This window comes from Aquimarina megaterium XH134, from assembly GCF_000520975.1.
GTDB lineage: Bacteria > Bacteroidota > Bacteroidia > Flavobacteriales > Flavobacteriaceae > Aquimarina > Aquimarina megaterium.
Genome location: NZ_JACB01000005.1, coordinates 89,527 through 108,417, shown reverse-complemented (window position 1 = coordinate 108,417; position 18,891 = coordinate 89,527). Strand labels below are relative to the sequence as shown.

19 protein-coding genes are annotated in these 18,891 nt (G+C 32.5%); 5 read left to right on the top strand and 14 right to left on the bottom strand.

Features of this window, described 5'->3' with window-relative positions; all coding sequences use genetic code 11:
* Positions 1-121 precede the first annotated feature (121 nt).
* Both Z053_RS0106455 and Z053_RS0106450 read left to right on the top strand, forming a co-directional pair.
* Positions 122-484 (top strand): rhodanese-like domain-containing protein, encoded by a 363-nt coding sequence (locus Z053_RS0106455; RefSeq protein ID WP_316930163.1) that lies wholly within the window; start codon positions 122-124, stop codon positions 482-484.
* Between the two features lie 120 nt (positions 485-604).
* Entirely contained in the window at positions 605-1,867 is a 1,263-nt protein-coding gene (locus Z053_RS0106450) for an NAD(P)/FAD-dependent oxidoreductase (RefSeq protein WP_025664221.1), read from the top strand.
* A gap of 13 nt (positions 1,868-1,880) precedes the next feature.
* Here the strand turns inward: Z053_RS0106450 and Z053_RS0106445 are convergent, their stop codons facing one another.
* From Z053_RS0106445 to Z053_RS29910, 14 genes are all read right to left on the bottom strand, one after another.
* The gene (locus Z053_RS0106445) at positions 1,881-2,558 is read right to left on the bottom strand and encodes a potassium channel family protein (protein ID WP_025664220.1); all 678 of its coding nucleotides are present in this window, start codon (positions 2,556-2,558) and stop codon (positions 1,881-1,883) included.
* A 3-nt stretch (positions 2,559-2,561) separates the two neighbouring features.
* Complete coding sequence (locus Z053_RS0106440) at positions 2,562-5,672, bottom strand: efflux RND transporter permease subunit (protein WP_025664219.1); 3,111 nt, start codon at positions 5,670-5,672, stop codon at positions 2,562-2,564.
* A 21-nt stretch (positions 5,673-5,693) separates the two neighbouring features.
* Positions 5,694-6,785: an efflux RND transporter periplasmic adaptor subunit gene (locus tag Z053_RS0106435; protein WP_025664218.1), complete on the bottom strand. Its 1,092-nt coding sequence runs from the start codon at positions 6,783-6,785 to the stop codon at positions 5,694-5,696.
* Between the two features lie 35 nt (positions 6,786-6,820).
* Positions 6,821-9,196, bottom strand: a complete 2,376-nt coding sequence (locus tag Z053_RS0106430; protein ID WP_081748222.1) for a TolC family protein — start codon at positions 9,194-9,196, stop codon at positions 6,821-6,823.
* Positions 9,197-9,225: 29 nt separating this feature from the next.
* The gene (locus tag Z053_RS0106425) at positions 9,226-9,636 is read right to left on the bottom strand and encodes a hypothetical protein (RefSeq protein WP_025664216.1); all 411 of its coding nucleotides are present in this window, start codon (positions 9,634-9,636) and stop codon (positions 9,226-9,228) included.
* A gap of 199 nt (positions 9,637-9,835) precedes the next feature.
* Entirely contained in the window at positions 9,836-10,597 is a 762-nt protein-coding gene (locus Z053_RS0106420) for a LytR/AlgR family response regulator transcription factor (RefSeq protein ID WP_025664215.1), read from the bottom strand.
* Positions 10,598-10,602: 5 nt separating this feature from the next.
* Entirely contained in the window at positions 10,603-11,709 is a 1,107-nt protein-coding gene (locus Z053_RS0106415; protein ID WP_025664214.1) for a sensor histidine kinase, read from the bottom strand.
* A 99-nt stretch (positions 11,710-11,808) separates the two neighbouring features.
* Positions 11,809-12,120, bottom strand: a complete 312-nt coding sequence (locus tag Z053_RS0106410; RefSeq protein WP_025664212.1) for a hypothetical protein — start codon at positions 12,118-12,120, stop codon at positions 11,809-11,811.
* A gap of 22 nt (positions 12,121-12,142) precedes the next feature.
* A complete protein-coding gene (locus Z053_RS0106405; RefSeq protein WP_025664211.1) occupies positions 12,143-12,799 on the bottom strand; it encodes a hypothetical protein in 657 nt (218 codons plus the stop codon).
* A gap of 29 nt (positions 12,800-12,828) precedes the next feature.
* Complete coding sequence (locus Z053_RS31370) at positions 12,829-12,966, bottom strand: hypothetical protein (protein WP_160170057.1); 138 nt, start codon at positions 12,964-12,966, stop codon at positions 12,829-12,831.
* Between the two features lie 44 nt (positions 12,967-13,010).
* Complete coding sequence (locus Z053_RS0106400) at positions 13,011-13,199, bottom strand: hypothetical protein (RefSeq protein ID WP_025664210.1); 189 nt, start codon at positions 13,197-13,199, stop codon at positions 13,011-13,013.
* A 266-nt stretch (positions 13,200-13,465) separates the two neighbouring features.
* Positions 13,466-13,687, bottom strand: a complete 222-nt coding sequence (locus Z053_RS0106395) for a hypothetical protein (RefSeq protein ID WP_025664209.1) — start codon at positions 13,685-13,687, stop codon at positions 13,466-13,468.
* Positions 13,688-13,962: 275 nt separating this feature from the next.
* Positions 13,963-14,697: a hypothetical protein gene (locus Z053_RS0106390; protein WP_025664208.1), complete on the bottom strand. Its 735-nt coding sequence runs from the start codon at positions 14,695-14,697 to the stop codon at positions 13,963-13,965.
* 27 nt (positions 14,698-14,724) lie between these two features.
* Positions 14,725-15,378, bottom strand: coding sequence for a DUF6515 family protein (locus Z053_RS29910; RefSeq protein ID WP_025664207.1), 654 nt, complete (start codon positions 15,376-15,378; stop codon positions 14,725-14,727).
* 204 nt (positions 15,379-15,582) lie between these two features.
* On the opposite strand from Z053_RS29910, the gene Z053_RS29905 reads away from it, so the two are divergent.
* The 3 genes from Z053_RS29905 (at position 15,583) to Z053_RS0106370 (ending at position 18,885) form a co-directional block, all read left to right on the top strand.
* Complete coding sequence (locus Z053_RS29905) at positions 15,583-16,635, top strand: adenylate/guanylate cyclase domain-containing protein (protein ID WP_025664206.1); 1,053 nt, start codon at positions 15,583-15,585, stop codon at positions 16,633-16,635.
* A 169-nt stretch (positions 16,636-16,804) separates the two neighbouring features.
* Positions 16,805-17,815: a S1C family serine protease gene (locus tag Z053_RS0106375; RefSeq protein ID WP_025664205.1), complete on the top strand. Its 1,011-nt coding sequence runs from the start codon at positions 16,805-16,807 to the stop codon at positions 17,813-17,815.
* Between the two features lie 314 nt (positions 17,816-18,129).
* Entirely contained in the window at positions 18,130-18,885 is a 756-nt protein-coding gene (locus Z053_RS0106370; RefSeq protein WP_025664204.1) for a DJ-1/PfpI family protein, read from the top strand.
* The last annotated feature ends 6 nt before the right edge of the window (positions 18,886-18,891 follow it).

Genomic DNA, 18,891 nt, shown 5'->3' with positions numbered 1-18,891 from the left:
CACCTGAATTTAAAAATGAACAGATTTGGGTGTTTATTTTTAAATGTATTGTTTGCATTTAAGTTACTATTCATATAAAACAAAAGTTATTGTAAAATGACTACTTTAATATACTCCAGCTATGATGTCAATTTTTAAGACTCTTTTTAAAATACAAAACCAACAAACGGATGCCATCACCAAAATTGATGCTCTTGCTTTCAAAGAAGCCATCTCACAAAAAAAAGATCTACAATTAGTCGATGTAAGAACATCGCATGAATATAATACCAAACATATTAATGGTGCTATTAATATTGATTTTTTTAAACAAACAACATTCAAATCTTCGTTCAATAAATTTGATAAAGATGAACCCTTATATGTATACTGCCGAAGTGGAAATCGAAGTAAGAAAGCAGCAATACTATTAGCCAAAACAGGGTTTAAAAATATTATAGACCTAAAAGGTGGGTATATCGCTTGGGAAAAGTGCAAAAACTAACACACCAAAACATTGAATTAAAAGTATAAAACCATCGATTTTTTTGTTTGTGTAACCAAAGTTACCGTAATAATAAATTATTGAAGGTACTTTTAATTTCCTAATACAAAGAAGACATAAATGAAATCACATTATCAAATTGTCGTTATAGGAGGGGGTACTGCAGGAATTATGACAGCGGCTCGTCTACTCAAAAAAGATAGTCGATTAGATATTGCAATTATAGAACCTGCTGATACACATTACTATCAACCCGCCTGGACTTTGGTAGGTGCAGGAGCGTATTCCTATAAAAAAACTGCAAAGTCCATGGCATCTATAATGCCTAAAAAAGTAAATTGGATTAAGGATTTTGCTATTGCTTTTGATCCTGAAAATAATACTGTATCTACAAAATCAAGTGGAAATATAACATATAAATATCTGGTCGTTGCAACTGGGCTAGTTATGGAACCATCGATGATAGAAGGTCTTCAGGAAGCATTAGACAAAGGTGTTGTTTGTAGTAATTATACAAACCCTAAACACACCTGGGAAGTTCTTAAAAATTTTAAAGGAGGAAATGCTATTTTTACACAACCAACAACTCCTATTAAGTGTGGAGGTGCTCCTCAAAAAATTGCTTACCTGGCTGCAGATTATTTAAGAAAAAAGAGGCTTGCACATACATCAAACGTAGTTTTTGCAACTCCTGGTTCTGTTATTTTTGGAGTAAAGCCCATTCGAGAAACTTTAATGAAGGTTATAGGCAGATATGGTATTCATTTTAAACCTTTCTATGCACCTCATAAAATAGATGCAGAAAATAAGTTTATCTATTTCAGACATGTAGCTCCCGAAGAAAACAAATGTGTTATCAATGAAGATACTACAATTGGAGAAATTTCTACAGATGATAATATTATTAAACTTCCGTTCGATATGTTGCATATCGCTCCTCCACAAGCAGCACCAAAATTTGTAAGAACTTCTTCTTTAGTGAATGATGCTGGGTGGCTTGATGTAGATCATCATTCACTACAGCATAATACATATCCCAACATATTTGGATTAGGAGATGTGGCTGCACTTCCTACAGCAAAAACTGGTGCTGCCATACGAAAACAAGCACCAGTTGTAGCTGATAATATTTTAAAACTAATGAAACATCAAGAAGCCAATAATAAAGCATATAACGGGTACTCTTCTTGTCCTTTGGTTACAGGGTATGGAAAAATGACATTAGCAGAATTTGATTATGATGGTAATTTTACTCCTGATCCAAAATTAAAACGAATGTTGGTCTTTAATAGTGCTAAAGAACACCGTAGGTTATACATATTCAAAAAAGTCATGTTACCGTATTTATATTGGAATAAGATGTTAAAAGGAAAAGATGTATAACAATCTGTATAAACTAGTCCTTTTTACGGTGTAACTGGTTGATATATTTCCCTACAACAATGGCAGTAACAATCACTAAATAAAACTGTCCAATTAATCCAATAAGTATGGCTGCTTTTTTAGATAAACTCGTTACCGGAACTATATCCCCATAACCAATAGTTAACATCGTGATATAACTGTAATACATTAGTTCTTCTGTAATCATCTCACCACGGTTAGAACTGTCAAGCATCAATCCTTTAAACGAACCATGATCTGCCATTTCTATACTTATACAAATAAAAAAACCAATAAGTCCTAATGAGACATAACCACTTATCAGGCCTAAGATCACATTTTTATTGACAAATTCAGCTTTCCAAACTTGCATTATAATTTCGAAAGTAACCACCACATAAAACAAAAAATAGGTGATCATTCTTATAAAATTAAAAAACTTCTCATTCCTGTTTTCGAATAGGCTCGAACCAAAAACAACACCTGAAACAAGTAGTAATACTACAAAAAACCACATCAGGTTTTTCTTTGTCGACAGTAGTAAAATACCAGCTAAAAGGTTAATCAAAAACAAAATGGGAGATACAATATTTTCGAATATAGCAGATGGAACTATTAATGATCCAAAAAGAATTGTGACCTGACTAAAAAAGAAGATCTCAAAACGATATGGGTATAACTTTTCTATCATACTTTATTTAAGGAGTTCTTCGTTAAAGGTATACTCTTTATACTCTATTTTATACAACACGCTATAAAACGCAGGAATAAATAACAATGTGATTATTGTACCAAATAGCAATCCTATCATAATGGTAACTGCCATAGGTTCCCACATTTCTCCTCCGCCCAGATATAATGGTATCAATCCTAATACTGTTGTAAATGTTGCTAGCAAAATTGGCCTAAAACGTTGTAAACATGCTGCTATGATGGCATCTTGTGGTTTTCGGCGAAGTTCATTTTCTTCGATCTCTATCCTATCAATCAATACGATTGCATTATTGATTACAATTCCGGCCAATGATATTACACCCAGGAATGCCATAAATCCAAAAGGAACACCAAATATCAATAACCCTATCACCATACCGATCACTCCTAAAGGAATTGTTGTAACAATCATTGTCATTTTTCTAAAAGAATTGAACTGAATAATTAACAGCATTACAATAATGAATGCAGATAGTGGTAAATAATTAGCAACAGCTCCCATATTCTCGGCACTATTCTCTGCATCACCACCAAGTTGATATGTATACTCCTCTCCCCACTTTAATTGTTCCTCGACAAGCCAAGGTTTCATAATTTTAGTAACCTCAGAAGCATTTCCATCTTCTGTTAATTCACTAGATACGTTAATAGTACGGGTGAGATCTAATCTTTTGATTTTAGAATATTGCCATTGCGGAATAATATTAGCTACCTGTAATAAAGGAACACTTTTTCCCGAGTTTTGCCCGTATATATTTAATGTTTCTAAAGAAGCCAGTGATTGCTGTTTTCCTTGATTACTGGTCATTATTATAGGAATCGATTTATCTTTTTCTCTAAACTCTCCTGCTCGAAAACCATCTAAAACGGTTTGTAATGATACAGCCACATCTTGATTTGTAATTCCTGCTGCTTGTGCCTTGTTTTGATCAATATCAATTACAAACTTCTTGCCCTTTGGGCCCCAATCGTCCTTGATATTTTTGGTTCCTGTAATGCTAAACAGTTTGGCTTTTATTTCTTCTGATATACTAGCGAGTTTATCCGGATTATCACCAGATACTTTTATTTCAATTGGAGTACCTCCTCCTCCTGATCCTAAAAACCCTACTTTAATATCGGCATTAGGAAAGGTATCGAAACAAAATGCGTCAATTTGTTTTACCATATCAGAATTCACTAAAAAAGATGAGGTGTTTACCAGAATATGAGCATAATTAGAATTAGGCTCATCTGCATTATACCCAAGATCATAGGATGATGGGCCTTCGCCAATATAGGATGACCAATCAACGATCCCGTCTGGCCTTTCTGAAGTTACTTTTAATGCTTTGGTTATATAATCCTCGATGGTCAATACTGTTGCTGTAGTGCTTTCGATTTTAGTTCCTTGAGGTAAATTGATATCAATTGTAATCATATTACGATCACTATCGGGAAAAAATACAAATGCTAGTTTTGTAAACCCATAGATCGATAAAAAGAATAAAGCGACTATACTTATTAAAACGGATCTTTTCCAGGATAATGCTAATAAAATAAGATCTTTATATTTGGTTTTTAGACTATTGATCATTCTGTCTAAAAACCCAGCTTTTCCATCTTCTCTCTTTTTGATTTTAAGAAAGAACACACAAAACAAAGTGATGATACTTAAGGAAATTATCCACGAGGATAATAGTGCAATGGTAATAACCACAAAAATAGGTCCCATAATATCCCCCATTACAGATTCTGCCATAAAGAAAGCAAGAAATGCCGCCGACGTTGTTAATGTAGAAATTAGTAGCGGCATAAATAACTCTGCACAAGAATCAATAGCAGCTTTTTTTACATCGATACCGTCTTCCATTTTTACCATAATGGATTCTGCAACCACAATAGCATTATCGACCATCATCCCTAATGCCATAATTAAGGCCGCCAGGGTAATTTGGTTAAGTCCTACATCGATAAGCCCCATAACCATTAAAGTCGTAATGGTTACAATAGGAATCAAACTGGCAATCACCATCCCGGTACGAAACCCTAAAAAGATTAACATCACTGCAAGTACTATTGCAATAGATTGTAACAGGTTCCCAAGAAAATCATTGATTTTAAGATCAATATACTCATCAATTGATGCCAATCTGGCTACTTCTAATCCTACAGGAAGTTTTTCTTGCCATTTGGTCAACAGTACATCTATTTCTTCTCCTAGTTTGATAATATTTCTTCCTTCTTTTAAAGATATATGAAGAGAAATGGCATCTTTACCATTAATTCGTACTTTTTGTTTTGGAGGATTGATATATCCTTTTTCTATAGTCGTAATATCTCCTAAGGTAACTACCTGACCATTTTGACCAATAGGAATCAACATATTTCTGATATCTGCAATAGCATTAAAATTACCCGTGGGTTCTAATATGATACGCTCTTCTTCGATATTAACTTCTCCTCCAGAATTTAAAATATTAGTGCTACTTATAATTCCTTGCAAACTGCTTGAGGTTAGCCCATATGCTTTAAGTTTTGCATTGTCAAATTTCACAAAAACGCGTTCTTCCTGGGCTCCATTAATTTCTACTTTTGCAGCATCTTCGAGTTTAATCAAATCATCACGAAGATCGTCTGCTTTTTCTTTCATTGCTGCATACGAATATCCATCACTGGTAATCCCAACCGCAATTCCAAATACCTCTCCTATTCCATCATCATTAAGTTGTGGAATTACATTATTGGGCAATCCCTGAATAGCGTCTAATTTTCGACGTAATCTATCCCAAACAGGCTGTAACTCTTCTGGAGTAACTTCCATTTTTAATTCTACACTCACTACCGACAGTCCTGTACGCGAAGTACTTGTCACCTTTTTTAACTCTGGAAGTTCCTGAGCTATTTTTTCAATTTTATCGGTTACCAATTCTTCTACCCGCTCTGGGCTTGCCCCGGGAAATGAAGAAACAATAGAAGCAATACGTATGGTATAAGGAGGCATACTATCCCGAGAAAGAGAGGCATAAAATACCATCCCCATAATCATCACTACCGCAAGAATACTTAACGCAACCCGGTTTTTCTCTATAGAAAATTTAGCAAAATTCATAGTTGATTCTTTTGATATCGATTATTGTAATTTTACCTTTTGACCATCCAACAAGGTTTGTAGTCCTGCTGTAGCAATTTTTTGCCCTTCAGTAAGTCCGTTTTTGATTTTAAAACCACTTGTTGTAAGTTCTCCTATTTCTATACGATGTTTCTTTGCTATTCCTGTGGTTCCGTCTTCAGATTCAATAAGAAATACAAAATTACCGTCGCCATCTTCACCAACAGATTTTACAGGAATAACCAGCGCCGCATCATTTTTGCTTTGAGGATCTACAAAATTAAAAGTCACATTTGCTGTCATCCCAGGTTTAATATCTTCTGTTGCATCGGCAATATCTATTTTTACAGGATATGTTGCAGAGTCCTCATTTACAATAGGTGAAATTTCGATAATAGTGCCTCTAAAAATTTTTCCTGTTAGAGCAGAGAAAGAAATCTCCGGGTTCATTCCTAATTGCACTTTATTAATCACATTTTCGGGTAATCCAACCTCAATATTAGTTTGATCCCCCGCATTTAGTATTGCAATTACCTGTCCAGCACTTACATTTTCATTAAGTTGACTATTCTTTGCTGCAATAATACCTGCTTTCGGGGCTTTGATATATCCGTAACTAATCTGTGATTGCTGTATGCTTTTATTACGTTTTGCAGACTCGTATTGATCCAATGCGTTTTGATATGAATTTTTTGCTGCTTCATAATCACTCAAAGAATTACTTCCTTTTTCATACAAAGACTTGATACGGTCTAAACTAGATTTTGCGGTATTCATTGCAGACTTCGCACTGTTTAGTGCAGAAACCGATTGTTCATACGCCAGGTTAGCCTGTACATTGTCTAATTTCGCAATAAGATCCCCTTTATTTACCTTCTGTCCAACTTTGATATTTAGTGCTGTAATTATCCCATTACTCCTAAAACTTAATTCGATCTCATCACCTGCTTTGGCAATACCACTAAAAGTTCTGATTTTCTGGGCATCAGAACTACCTACAACTTGAAATTGTACAGGGCGCAGTATTTCTTCTTTTACGACTTCTTTATCTTTGCAGGCATTTAACATCAGAGATGTAAGTACTGCTAGTATTATGTATTTAGTGAGTTTCATACTTGATGGTGTATTAGTCAGTTATCGTTTTATAGTTATTCCCTACTTAATATAAATTCATTAATTCTTCGAATAAAATCCTGATTACTCGCCTCTGTATTCATTAGAAAAAAATAACCAATGGCTCTTTCTAACTGCATAGAAGTTAATAAATAATTGTAATTAGCTGTTGCACTAGCTAATTGTGTTTGTAAGTAATTGGTTTGTGCGTCAATCAACTGAATAAGTGGTACAGCTCCTTCTGCATATGCATTTTGCGTGAGATCCAGGCTCTCTCTTGCAGCTTCTTCTGAAACCTTGGATATTTCGATATTGGCAATTTGATTGATCATATCTAATAAAATATCATTTACGTTTTTTTCAATAGTCAACTCCACATTCCCTTTTTGTATCAGTAACTGATCTTCCTGAATTCTTGCAGTTTGCCTATTGATATTTCGTTGGTTTTGCTTAAAAATAGGTAGTGATACATTTACCCCTACATTGTATGTGCCGTCTGGTACAGTAGGGATTCCTACAGGTACTGTAGAACCCTTCCCTGATTCTGAAATAGCAAGGCTATATTTACCTTGCAATGCTACCGTAGGAATAAATCGTCCTGTATTATTTAGCCTATAGTTTCTTTGGGTAGCTTCAACATTATAATTGATATTTTTTAATTCGGGAGCATTTCTCTTAGCTTCTTCAACCAAAAAGTCGATCAATGCAGGCCTTAGTTTTGGGTCATCAAGAATCTCTAAAAAGTCTTCATACTTATAATTCTTAAATAACCCTTGTGAAATTTCTGCATCATCAATGTCAATTTCTGTTGAAATAGAATTATTCATTAATTGGTTTATGGCATTAAACGCCTGTTGCATTTGATTACCTGCATCAATCAAACTCTGAGTATTTTGTGCTAACTGACTTCTAAAACGTAACACATCTGATTTTCCTGACTCACCTGCCGTAAAGTTTTGATCTGCAAGCTCCAGATTCTTTTTGGTTACTTGCAGGTTTTGATTCTGAATCTGTAAATTAGTTTTCAGGATTAAGGCATTAAAATATGCTACAGCAGCATTAAGGATGGCGTCTAATTCGGCTGCATTATAGGTTTCTTGTTGTGCTTTTTGCAAATTTTCCTGAATCGTAATATTGGCTCCTGCACTTTCAGAATAAATCACTTGCTCTAGAGCTATATTTCCTGAGGTCGAAAACTCTGGGTTCGAACCATTAGAAATCTCTGCTACTTTAGGATCGAGATATACACCAGTAGCATTGGCAGTTACATTTGGTAAATAACTGCTTTTTGCCGTTTTTACATCCTGCGTGCTTAACTCAATATTTTTTCGTTCTGCATCAAGTGAAAGGTTTTCCTCTACCACTCCTTTCATAATATCAAGAATCGAATAGGAAATATCTGACGTTACTCTTTTTTCTTCCCCTATAAAATCTGCTTTTGCTATAAGACTATATCGCAATGGGAATCCAATCTGTTTTGCTGTATTGGTATTTATCGAAAGTTTATTTTTGTACTCTACATACATCGGTAACTTAGAGGGGTTTGTACCATTTATTATTGCTTCTACATTAAGAGCAATACGCCTAAAAAACTGATCTATATTGGTTTCTGGCTGATTAGAAGCCAAAATTCCTTTCTCGACATCCTCTTGATTATAGGCAGAGAAAGATGGTAGTTTTTTTAAATTAACAGTAGTAACTAATTTAGAAAACTCATCATCACTTAAATAAAATCCCGCTGCTATATATACAGCATCTACACCATCTAAATCTGCTTCAATATTTCCCTTATCTTTAAGCGGAATTAATGTGTAAGAAGATTCCTTTTTAGAAAAATAATCATCAAACAATGCTTTAACAGGTAATACATCTGTAATCACCTCATCGATTACAATACCTACTTTTTTATAATCATATAGTGATTTAAAGACATCCAGATCTTTTGTATATGAAAAAGGAGTGATAAGGTACGTTATATTATCTATCTCTGAAGTTTGCTGACCTTCTGGTAAGTCATAAAAATCACCATTTACAGATCCAAAAACAATAGTAGGTTTTGGGTAATTTTTTTCCTGATATAGTACAATAGTATTAACAACTCCGAAAGCCAGAATAAGATCGGTATCAGTATCTAGGAGTGTTTGATAGTTGGTTTTTGCTGTGGCAACATTAAACCTGTTTTCTAACACCTCTTTAAAAACAACAGTTGCATCACGCCCCACTACTGATTTTATTTCATTCTGTAGTTTTGCTAATAACGGCTGGGTCTCTTCTGATGATTTATCTGCAAGAATACCAATAGTGACTGTTTTCGAGATTTGAGAATACCCTAATAGGTTTATGAAAACAAGTAGAAATACTAACTTTAGTTTTTTCATATACATAAGATGATGTGTAATTATAGTTGACATAAGCTCATATTTACAAGCTTAATGTATTCTTATTTCCAGCCTTTTCTGTTATATACGCTGGTGATGATTTTTCCATAGTTTTCTTTATGCATTTGGTATTGCTCCTTGGTCAGGATCTCTTTAACCTCATCATTGAGTTGGATTACCATAGCATCAAATTTTGTTTTTTTCTCTGCTTCGGTATATCCTTTATCCTTATTTCCTATACGTCCCATTTTATTAGAATAATACAGGATAATACCATAATAGTCATTGCTTAAATCTTCTGAAAGCTTCATTTTATCTACTTGTTCTTTAAAGAAAAATTGTAGGTTGTCTTTTTCGCCAGAGGTAAATATTTCTGTTTTATTTTTTTCTCCAGGTTGCTCTTTCTCTTTTTGTGTTTGTGCAGATACAGATATAAACATTAATAAAAGTATTGCGGTGATAGTAATTCTCATGATTTGTGTTTTGTTGGTTAATGTTATATTCTCTGAAAAAAGATTTTCAGATTTATAAATTTAGGTTTTTTTAAGAACTATTCTAATGAATACAGCAATGTTTTGATTTTGGGGTTTGATAGCGCTAAAGCAGGTGTATCTATTATAATTTCGTTTCTTATTTATAAATTTTGATTTAAAAGAATCTCTGATTTTATAACTATGAGTTTACCCATTTCTTAAACTCTGTGGCTTTGGCTTTACTTACAACTATACGTTCTTTTGATACTGGGCTTATATTTATAATCAACTTCCCATTGAAATAATGCTTAATATTCGAGATTGCATTTTTTTGAATTATAAATTGACGATTAACTCTATTAAAATTCTCGGGATTTAATTCCTCTTCTATATCCTCAAGTTTCTTGTCTATAATATACGTTTTATTTTCGATAGTGATTGCTTTAACTACACCTGTATCAATATAGAAATAGGCTATTCTTTCTGTATTAACAGGAATTAATTCATCTCTTTGATGCACCAAATAGGTAGTTTTATATGATTTTGTTTTTGCTTGGAGTAGTTGTAACATTCCACTCATTTGAGCATTCATAGCATCATTTTCTCCGGATTTAGTTTTAAACTTTTTCAACGCTTCTGCTAATTCATCCTCATCTATAGGTTTAAGCAAATAATCTATGCTATTTACTTTAAATGCTTTGATAGCATATTGATCATAAGCTGTTGTAAAAATGATGGGGATTTTTATATCTATTTCATCAAAAATTTCAAAAGAAATTCCATCTGCCAGATGAATATCCATAAAAATTAATTCTGCCCGATTGGGTTCAGAAAAATAGTCAATTACCGATTTTACAGAGTCTAATACTTTTAAAATTTCAATATCAGAATTGATAGAGTTGAGCAAAAAAGTAAGATGATCACTTGCTGCTATTTCGTCTTCTACTAGTACTACTTTCATATGGTTTAACTTAAAGGTAGTGTTACTCTAAATGCATTATTAGCATTACTAATACTAATGTGTTGTTTTTTCAGCAAAAAATATCGCTTATCCAAATTCATTAGTCCGTTACCAGTACTATCTACAAAAGAGGTTCTTGGTTTTATTATGTTTTCGACACAAATCGCTTCTTCTTTAGAAAAAACCCTAACTTTCAAAGGGTTTTCTTCTGAAATTTCATTGTGTTTTACTGCATTTTCTACCAATAACTGTAACGCTAATGGAGGTACTTCTTGTTGCAAATACATATCATCTATAGCAATATCAATCATAAATCGATCTCTATACCTGGCTTTTATTAAATGAATATAGCTGCTCAAAAATTTCAACTCTTCTTTTAAGGAAACCAGATCTTTGTCCCCACTTTGCAAAATATATCTGTACATATAAGATAACTTGTTTACAAAAGTTGTGGCCTCTTTATTATCGCGAATAATTGAGTTTAAAGAATTTAAAGAATTAAAAAGAAAATGAGGGTTGATTTGATTTTTTAATGCTGTTAATTCCTTTTGAAGGTTTTGTTGTTTTAGTCTTTCATTTTCTAAAAGATCTTCTTGATGAAGGATCTGATATCTAAGAATTCTAGCAATAAAAAGGGTTATTAATAAGACTACAAAATAAATAAAATAGATCAATCCTTTCTCGGGTCCAGACAGTAATTCTCCTACAAATAGAGGATATACAATAAAAAATAACTGAACAACTCCTAAAAAAATAATTGCATTAAGAACTATTGTTATACTACTTCTTAATAGGATAGAATACTCTGCATACTTATTTTTCCAATTGGCATTTAATTGAAGTATTAAAAACGAAAGTATAAAAATAAAAAGTACACGTATGATAATGTCTTTTATAGATACCTCGGTAAAAGACTCTATTAATTTATCTGTCAACTTAAATAATGACAACGTCCTTGGCAGGTTAACAAGTACAGAGACAAGCAGTGCTATCTTTAAAATTACAGTGTATTTAACCTTTTTTAAGCCCAAGATAAATAGTAAAGTTCCTAATTTTTGATTCTTAAATTTACGGAAAATTAAGCTGAAAGAATATTCTAATTTCTGAAACATAATATTTAGTTCTCAATAATTAAAGAAGAAGCCTCTGTATGGGGGTTAGAGACTTCTTCAAACGAAGTGAAGGTCTGGGGTGATTAACTACTATACGGATCAAGATCCTGAGGTATATATGCCTTCACTTACATCATACACAATCACTTCTTCCTCCTTTACATCGTGTATATCAATGGGTTCTATTAGCTTTTCTTTGGTTGTTTCAAATACATCTTCAAAACTCATCACAGGTTCTAGCTCTTTTTTTACCAACTCGTCGATTTCCTTGTTTAATTCCTCTTCAAGAATAGTTTCTGTTTTAATTTCTTTATTAAAAGATATATAGCTTTCTACTTTTTGTTTTCCAGAGGTTAATACAATTAATCCTCCTATAAGCATGGCCATTGTTATTATATTGGATACTTTCATATCTATTATTTTTAATTATTATTTATTGAATAAGCTCTTTTACTATTTTTTTAGAAAAATCCTCAGATGTGGTACTCAAGGTTTCTGGGTTATCTAAAACAGTTGTAATCACAGAAAGCAATTGTTTTTCTTCGGGTAGAGAAAGGTCATACACCACTGTTTCTAGTATGTACTTTTTCCCTAAAGAGGTCACTGTCGTAATTGGATCTGATTGTATATATACAGTACCATAATACCTATAAAACCCTCCGTAATATCCTCGTCTATAAAATGTTGGGTAAGTATTTAATTGATATGTAGTACCCGTTGTAATGGTTTCTGTATATTCCTGGCAATCTCTTAATACGGTCATTATTACCACATCTATTCCACTTTTCTTTAACTTTTCTTTTATTTCTTTTACTTGATCTTTACTCATCTCTTTTGTAGATCTAGACGCAGGAAAGACCACAAAACTTTCTACAGATTGATATCCTTTATGATTAAGAGTCGATACCATATCTTTTTCAAATCTGGTTCTTACAACTTCGTTATCTGTTTTACTAACTACCATAATATTTTTTTCTTTGATATCTGATGTTTTTACATCTTTCCATGAGTCTGTTACTTTCACGGCAGAACAACTAAACAAGAGTGTCATCCCCATCGTGATTCCTAATATTTTATTTATTGTTTTCATGATTTATTAATTTTAAGGTTGCTGTTTTATTAAATGAACAAAAAGGTGTTTTCATCATTCTCATAGCTAGAAAGAAAATCTTTATGATTTATATACCCTCCATTTCGTAATATGCTATTCCATATCTTTTTTGAAATATTTCCTAAAATTGCTTGTATCGTTTTCATCTTTTATATCTTATTATGCTGTGATTAATCCTTTTCTGGTTTGTTTAATTTCTAATAGCCATACCTGCTGCAGTACCGAATTCTTCTAGTGTACTATACATACTCTTTATCCATACTTTATATCTCTTGGTTAATGTTATCAAAAACTGAGTGGTTCTATTCTTATTTGTTAATGTGTTTGCTGTATATCCTCTTTTATGATTGTATACTACTCTTAGGTTTGTTGTCTCCATGATTATCTTTTTTATTTTGTTTATAATTAGAGTTTATTTTTATTTTCTTATACAAATGTATCTCGAGATAGAGCCAGAATTATTGGTTTTTTGGGTGAAGCATCCAAAATCAAAAGTGAAGTAACCTAATCGTACGGTGAGGTGTTTAAAGCACAAAAACAAGGTATTTAAGTTTCTTGTTACTATATAATTTTAATATATCTATCTAATAAAAAGATCCTTAACAGTTAGTTAAGGATCTTACACATAAGGAATACATTTTTTTACTATTCTTCAGTTTTAAAATCACTTTCATTAGTGATTGATGATATCTGGGTACCTCTATTGGGTTCTGTATATATATCATCATTTATATTATTTACTATTGTTTCATATGCATCAGTTGTTACTTCAAAATGAGTATATATTTCTAAATCATCTTTTATACTTGTTCTTAAAAAAAAGCTTATTAAAATACCGGTTATAATGTATATGCTTATCGTTCTCATATTTTCTAAGTTTTAGATTATCAATTCGGGTTATACAATCAAAGCTAATGCGTATTTCTAGTCTTTATCTGCTGTTTATAAGTGAAGTAACCATAATCAACTATGAAGCTTCTATATTCTTATTTGAAGTATTCATGAAAAAGAGAGTTCTTTAAAACCTATGACCTCTATTCGTGATCAAAAACTACTTTTAGGTTTAAATTACATGTCATACAAAACGCCCTTTGTTAAAATCAACAAAGGACGTTTTTAATAAAAAACTATACCTAAACATCTTACCTCAACCGTCTTTTCTTGCCAAAATCATATTCATTACGTTCGTTTCTATCGTCATAACGCTCTCTTCTATCTTCTCGTCTTTCACGATTATCTTCTGCCAGTTCTCTTTTTGTGGCCATAATATCTTCATTAAGAGATTGTACAAATTCCTGAATCAGTTTTTTATTTGCAATTGATTTCTCTATCATTTTGGGATCAAATGAAAAGTTAAATGTTTTTAGTTTTTTCAGTAATGATGCCTGGTATTCTGCCCGTGCTATTTGTGCTTTAAAATCACGTATGTCGTCCCTCCTATCTCTTTTATCATCCCGTTTATTGGCTTGATCTCTTGCCAAATCTTTTTGATCATCACGTCGATCATATCTACCTATATTGCTGTCATCTCTATCTTTTCTAATCTCTCTTCTGTCTGATCTAATTTCTGCCGAGCTTTGAGCAATCTCTATTCTTGCTTGTTTTGCCTTGGCCTCACTTTGCTTTACCTCTCTTATCATATCGGTAATAATATCTTGTTTCAGCATATTAGTTTTTGATAGATCATGGATAGCAAACGCTTTTTTAAATGTTGCTATTTTTAGCTGTAAAGCTTTCAATTCTTTAATATCTCTTTCCAGGTTTCTTTTTCCTTCAGCAATTTGTCTTGTATTTTGGATAGCTTCTTTTGCATTTTGCGCATTCACACTACTACTTATAAGTAATAAGACTAGTATTAGATTGTTAATCGCTTTCATCGGTTTTATAAGATTTAAAAGTTATATTTATTTATTTTCTTTATGTACATGAACTACTTCATAAGCAGTATTACCATCAAAAGTGGACACTCTTTTGTATAAAATATTATTGTAGTCATAGAATATTTTACCATCGATTACTACTTCTTCTGCATCTTCATGAATAGTGGTTAAAAGTGTTCCTACAGGAGGTTGGGTCACTTCATATTTTTGTTCTTCAGAAGAAGATTCATTAGTATCTACATAATATACTCCAGAGTGATAATAATATATCGAAGGTCCTACCGTCACTCGTGTATAACCTGCAGGTAAAACGGTTATTCTAAACCCAACCGGAGGTAATACTGTTACATATGCATCATTATACACCGTATAGTAGATACCAGCATAATAGAAATATGGTAAACCACGATATACTACACGTACATGGTGTCTGGGTAATGTTCTGATAACCCTATGGTGTCTTGGGTATCTGTAATGTGGATTCCTGTAAATGGGTTGTGTTCTGTATCGATCTCCTCTGTAATGATTCGTTCCTACAGATGCTTTGGTATTATAATTACGATGTGTATTAGTCCCTCTGCTTCTTTTACCTTCATTTCTTTGTGCCTGAATCGTATCTGTACCGAGAAATGAAACAAGGATCAAAATAATTCCTGTAATTCTGTATATAGTTTTCATATGATTTGTTTTATAGTTAATACTCTAAATCTCTTAGGTTTCTTTGTACAAATGTATTTGCAATTCATACGGTTTTATACCGATTATATACTGAAACGGATAAATTTGAAGGTGAAACGAACTAATCTCGAAGTGAACTTTATAGTGCTAAAAATTATACCTAATCTTTTTGTATTTTCGTGATACTATCAAAATAGTATATGAATGAATCCTAAATGGCTAAGCACTGTCTCTAAATTTACAATTGGGTGGATAGCTTCTTCCCTTATCTGGGAAATAACAAGAGGGTTCAGTTTCGAACCTCTTCTCTCCAAAATAAATATTGATTTTCCATTCTTAACTATTCTTCCCATATTACTCTTTGTTTCATTATTCGCCGGAGTTACATTTGGCAGCGTACAATACTTTAGTGATCAATCTATTAGGAAAATAATGTCTTTTAGAGCCACTCTTCTCAAAGGGCTTATTATTCATGTTCTAATTATGGTAATTATCTATTTGTTTATTTACATATCTCTAAGAATTACCGGGCTAAGTCCTGACCTATTATTTATCGATTTTTTGGATAACCCTATCATTATTGTCAATTTAATCTATTCGATACTTACAAATAGTGTTATTGTAATTGTTTTACAAATCAACAAATTATTAGGTAATGGTAATTTGCTAAAGTTAATAACCGGAAAGTTTTATACTCCTCGTGAAGAGTTTAGAGTATTTATGTTTCTGGATTTAAAATCATCTACCTCTATTGCCGAAAAATTAGGGCATATAAAATATAGTAGATTTATACAAGATTGTTTTTTTGATTTATCGGTTATCGAAAAATATAAAGCCGAAGTGTATCAATACGTAGGTGATGAAGTCGTCTTGACCTGGAAAATAAAAAAAAATCATTCTATTGATTACTGCCTGGATGCTTTCTTCGCATACACCAATCAATTAAAAATAAGATCTGATTATTATCAATCTACCTATAATTGCATCCCTTTTTTTAAAGCAGGAACGGACCTTGGTATGGTAACTGTGGTCGAGGTGGGTACATTAAAAAGAGAAATAGCATATCATGGGGATACACTAAATATTGCTGCCAGAATCCAGGAACAATGCAAAGTCTTTGATAAAGCAATCTTGATTTCTGGTGCTATTCATGAATATGTACATCAAATACCGAAGTACAAATATGAAAAGATGAAAGAAACCACATTAAGAGGCAAAGAGAATTCGACTTCTATTTTTAGTGTATCAAAAAAGTAAAAACGAATAAAATTAAACTATAACTGATGTTCTCTTTTTAGATTTTACTACCTTATCATTAATCATTTGCGCTGCTAGTTTTTTTGCAAATATCTTTGAAGTAGATTTACAGCTTTAGTTCCTATCTTAGCCTCTTCATTTTTGTTATATTTACTTATAAATCAACATTATGAAGCCTATTACAACCATCATTACACTATTTTTTACGATCATAAGCACTGCACAAGATCTTTCTAAGATCTATGAAACAGTAAATCCGGCAGTAGTTGTAATTTTTACTCAAGAAGCAAAATTAGAATCAATCGGTAGTATCACCAAAACTGTTACTTCAGAGGGGTTAGGTTCTGGCTTTATGATTTCTGAAACCGATATCATTACTGCTGCACATGTGGTTGATGCTGCAGAACAGTTGAGAGTTAGGTTCCTGGATGGCCAAATCATAGCTGCAAAAGTGATTTCTACATTCAAATCGGCAGATGTCGCTTTAATTAAATTAGATACTCCCAAAAGAAATGCTGTTACCGTAACTTTTGGAGATTCTGATCAAGTAAAAATAGGAGAACAGGTGTTTATTGTAGGTGCTCCTTTTGGATACGGCCATTCTTTATCTTCTGGTTATGTAAGCGGAATTATAAAAAATAAATTAGGTACTAATCCATTTACCAGTTCCGAGTTTATTCAGACCGATGCGGCTATTAACACCGGTAATTCTGGTGGGCCTATGTTTAATATGAAAGGTGAGGTTATCGGTGTTGTAAGTCAGATACTAACCAAATCTGGTGGTTTCGAAGGTATTGGATTCGCAGCAACTGCCAATATTACCAAAAACCTAATGATGAATAATAAAACTCCCTGGTTGGGATTAGATGCATATCCATTAACAGGAAAAACAAAACGATTGCTAAATGTCCCTCAAAACAGTGGACTGCTAGTACAACGGGTTGTGTTTGGATCTATCTTATATAAAATGGGCTTACAGGGAGGTGATACAGAAGTTAGTATAGATGGTCAAAAATTAATCATAGGTGGAGATATTATTTTGGCATTCGATACTATAGAATTTGATCTTACCGATGAGGCTTTGGTTAGGCTAGGGGAATTTGCCAAAAATTTAACACCCAATAGCTCTTTTACACTAAAAGTATTACGAAACGGAAAGATTATAGAATTAAAAAGGTAATTGCTGATTATTTTCATTACTAAAAGTAATGCAACGCAACACATCCTTATTTATTGACTTTATTGATAATAGGTCATATAATTGTCATTGTTTTATCAATATTCATAATCCTAAAAAACAATAAACAAAGGAAAATAATTCAATTTCTTAATCAAGATTAAGAAATATCTACTAGTGTCCTCATACCTTTGCTTTAAATTAATTTAAAATAGAGACAATAGCATCTAATATTGAGTTAATAAATATTCGTTATACAAAGCGAAAAAGAAGTAATAGATAGTAATCTACCAACACTACAAGAAAAACCGAGATAAATGAAAAAAATTGGAATTGTAACAACAATAATTCTTGTGACTATACTGATGAGTTGCAATACGGATAAATCAAAACCTAAGGCCGAAAATCAAGAAACAAATTACACCGAAAAAAAAACAGATCCCCAGGCCAAATACCTAAAACCTTTCAAAACGGATTTGCCTACAATTGGACTTTTAATGTATAATGGTGTACTTCAAGGTGAAGTTATTGCGACATCTGATGTTTTTGCAAAACCGACTATAGATAAAGAACAAATTTTCAATGTCATTACAATAGCAGAAACTGAAAATCCAATAATAACAGAAGAAGGAATTAGAATTGTGCCTGATTACTCTTTCGAGAATTGTCCTAAACTAACAGCCCTGTTTATACCGAGTGCCTATGACATGTACGCACAGGTTCATAATGACAAAATTGTGGATTTTATAAAAGAGAAAAATAACGAAACTAAATATATCGTGAGCAATTGCGCTGGAGCTCAACTAATCGGAAAGTCTGGAATTGCAGACGGACACAAAATCGTAACATGGATTGGTGGTGGTAAACAATTACAAAAAGATTATCCAAATTTAAAAGTACAGAATGATAGTTTAGTAACTTTTGTCGAGGACGGAAAATTCAGCTCCTCAAACGGAAATTTAGCTAGTTATGTTTCCGCTTTGAACTTATTAGAAAAAATGACTAGCCGAGAACATAAAGAGTTTGTCATAAGTTATTTATATCTTGATCGGCTTCAAGATTGGAGCAACTAAGTACTG

Coding starts and splice junctions, on each gene's coding strand:
- Z053_RS0106410 (WP_025664212.1), bottom strand. CDS start 12,120: ATGAAAGTATCCAATATAATAACAATGGCCATGCTTATAGGAGGATTA.
- Z053_RS0106395 (WP_025664209.1), bottom strand. CDS start 13,687: ATGAGAACGATAAGCATATACATTATAACCGGTATTTTAATAAGCTTT.
- Z053_RS0106370 (WP_025664204.1), top strand. CDS start 18,130: ATGAAAAAAATTGGAATTGTAACAACAATAATTCTTGTGACTATACTG.
- Z053_RS29910 (WP_025664207.1), bottom strand. CDS start 15,378: ATGAAAACTATATACAGAATTACAGGAATTATTTTGATCCTTGTTTCA.
- Z053_RS0106455 (WP_316930163.1), top strand. CDS start 122: ATGATGTCAATTTTTAAGACTCTTTTTAAAATACAAAACCAACAAACG.
- Z053_RS0106415 (WP_025664214.1), bottom strand. CDS start 11,709: ATGTTTCAGAAATTAGAATATTCTTTCAGCTTAATTTTCCGTAAATTT.
- Z053_RS0106390 (WP_025664208.1), bottom strand. CDS start 14,697: ATGAAAGCGATTAACAATCTAATACTAGTCTTATTACTTATAAGTAGT.
- Z053_RS0106440 (WP_025664219.1), bottom strand. CDS start 5,672: ATGAATTTTGCTAAATTTTCTATAGAGAAAAACCGGGTTGCGTTAAGT.
- Z053_RS0106450 (WP_025664221.1), top strand. CDS start 605: ATGAAATCACATTATCAAATTGTCGTTATAGGAGGGGGTACTGCAGGA.
- Z053_RS0106405 (WP_025664211.1), bottom strand. CDS start 12,799: ATGAAAACAATAAATAAAATATTAGGAATCACGATGGGGATGACACTC.
- Z053_RS0106420 (WP_025664215.1), bottom strand. CDS start 10,597: ATGAAAGTAGTACTAGTAGAAGACGAAATAGCAGCAAGTGATCATCTT.
- Z053_RS0106445 (WP_025664220.1), bottom strand. CDS start 2,558: ATGATAGAAAAGTTATACCCATATCGTTTTGAGATCTTCTTTTTTAGT.
- Z053_RS0106375 (WP_025664205.1), top strand. CDS start 16,805: ATGAAGCCTATTACAACCATCATTACACTATTTTTTACGATCATAAGC.
- Z053_RS0106400 (WP_025664210.1), bottom strand. CDS start 13,199: ATGGAGACAACAAACCTAAGAGTAGTATACAATCATAAAAGAGGATAT.
- Z053_RS0106435 (WP_025664218.1), bottom strand. CDS start 6,785: ATGAAACTCACTAAATACATAATACTAGCAGTACTTACATCTCTGATG.
- Z053_RS29905 (WP_025664206.1), top strand. CDS start 15,583: ATGAATCCTAAATGGCTAAGCACTGTCTCTAAATTTACAATTGGGTGG.
- Z053_RS31370 (WP_160170057.1), bottom strand. CDS start 12,966: ATGAAAACGATACAAGCAATTTTAGGAAATATTTCAAAAAAGATATGG.
- Z053_RS0106430 (WP_081748222.1), bottom strand. CDS start 9,196: ATGTCAACTATAATTACACATCATCTTATGTATATGAAAAAACTAAAG.
- Z053_RS0106425 (WP_025664216.1), bottom strand. CDS start 9,636: ATGAGAATTACTATCACCGCAATACTTTTATTAATGTTTATATCTGTA.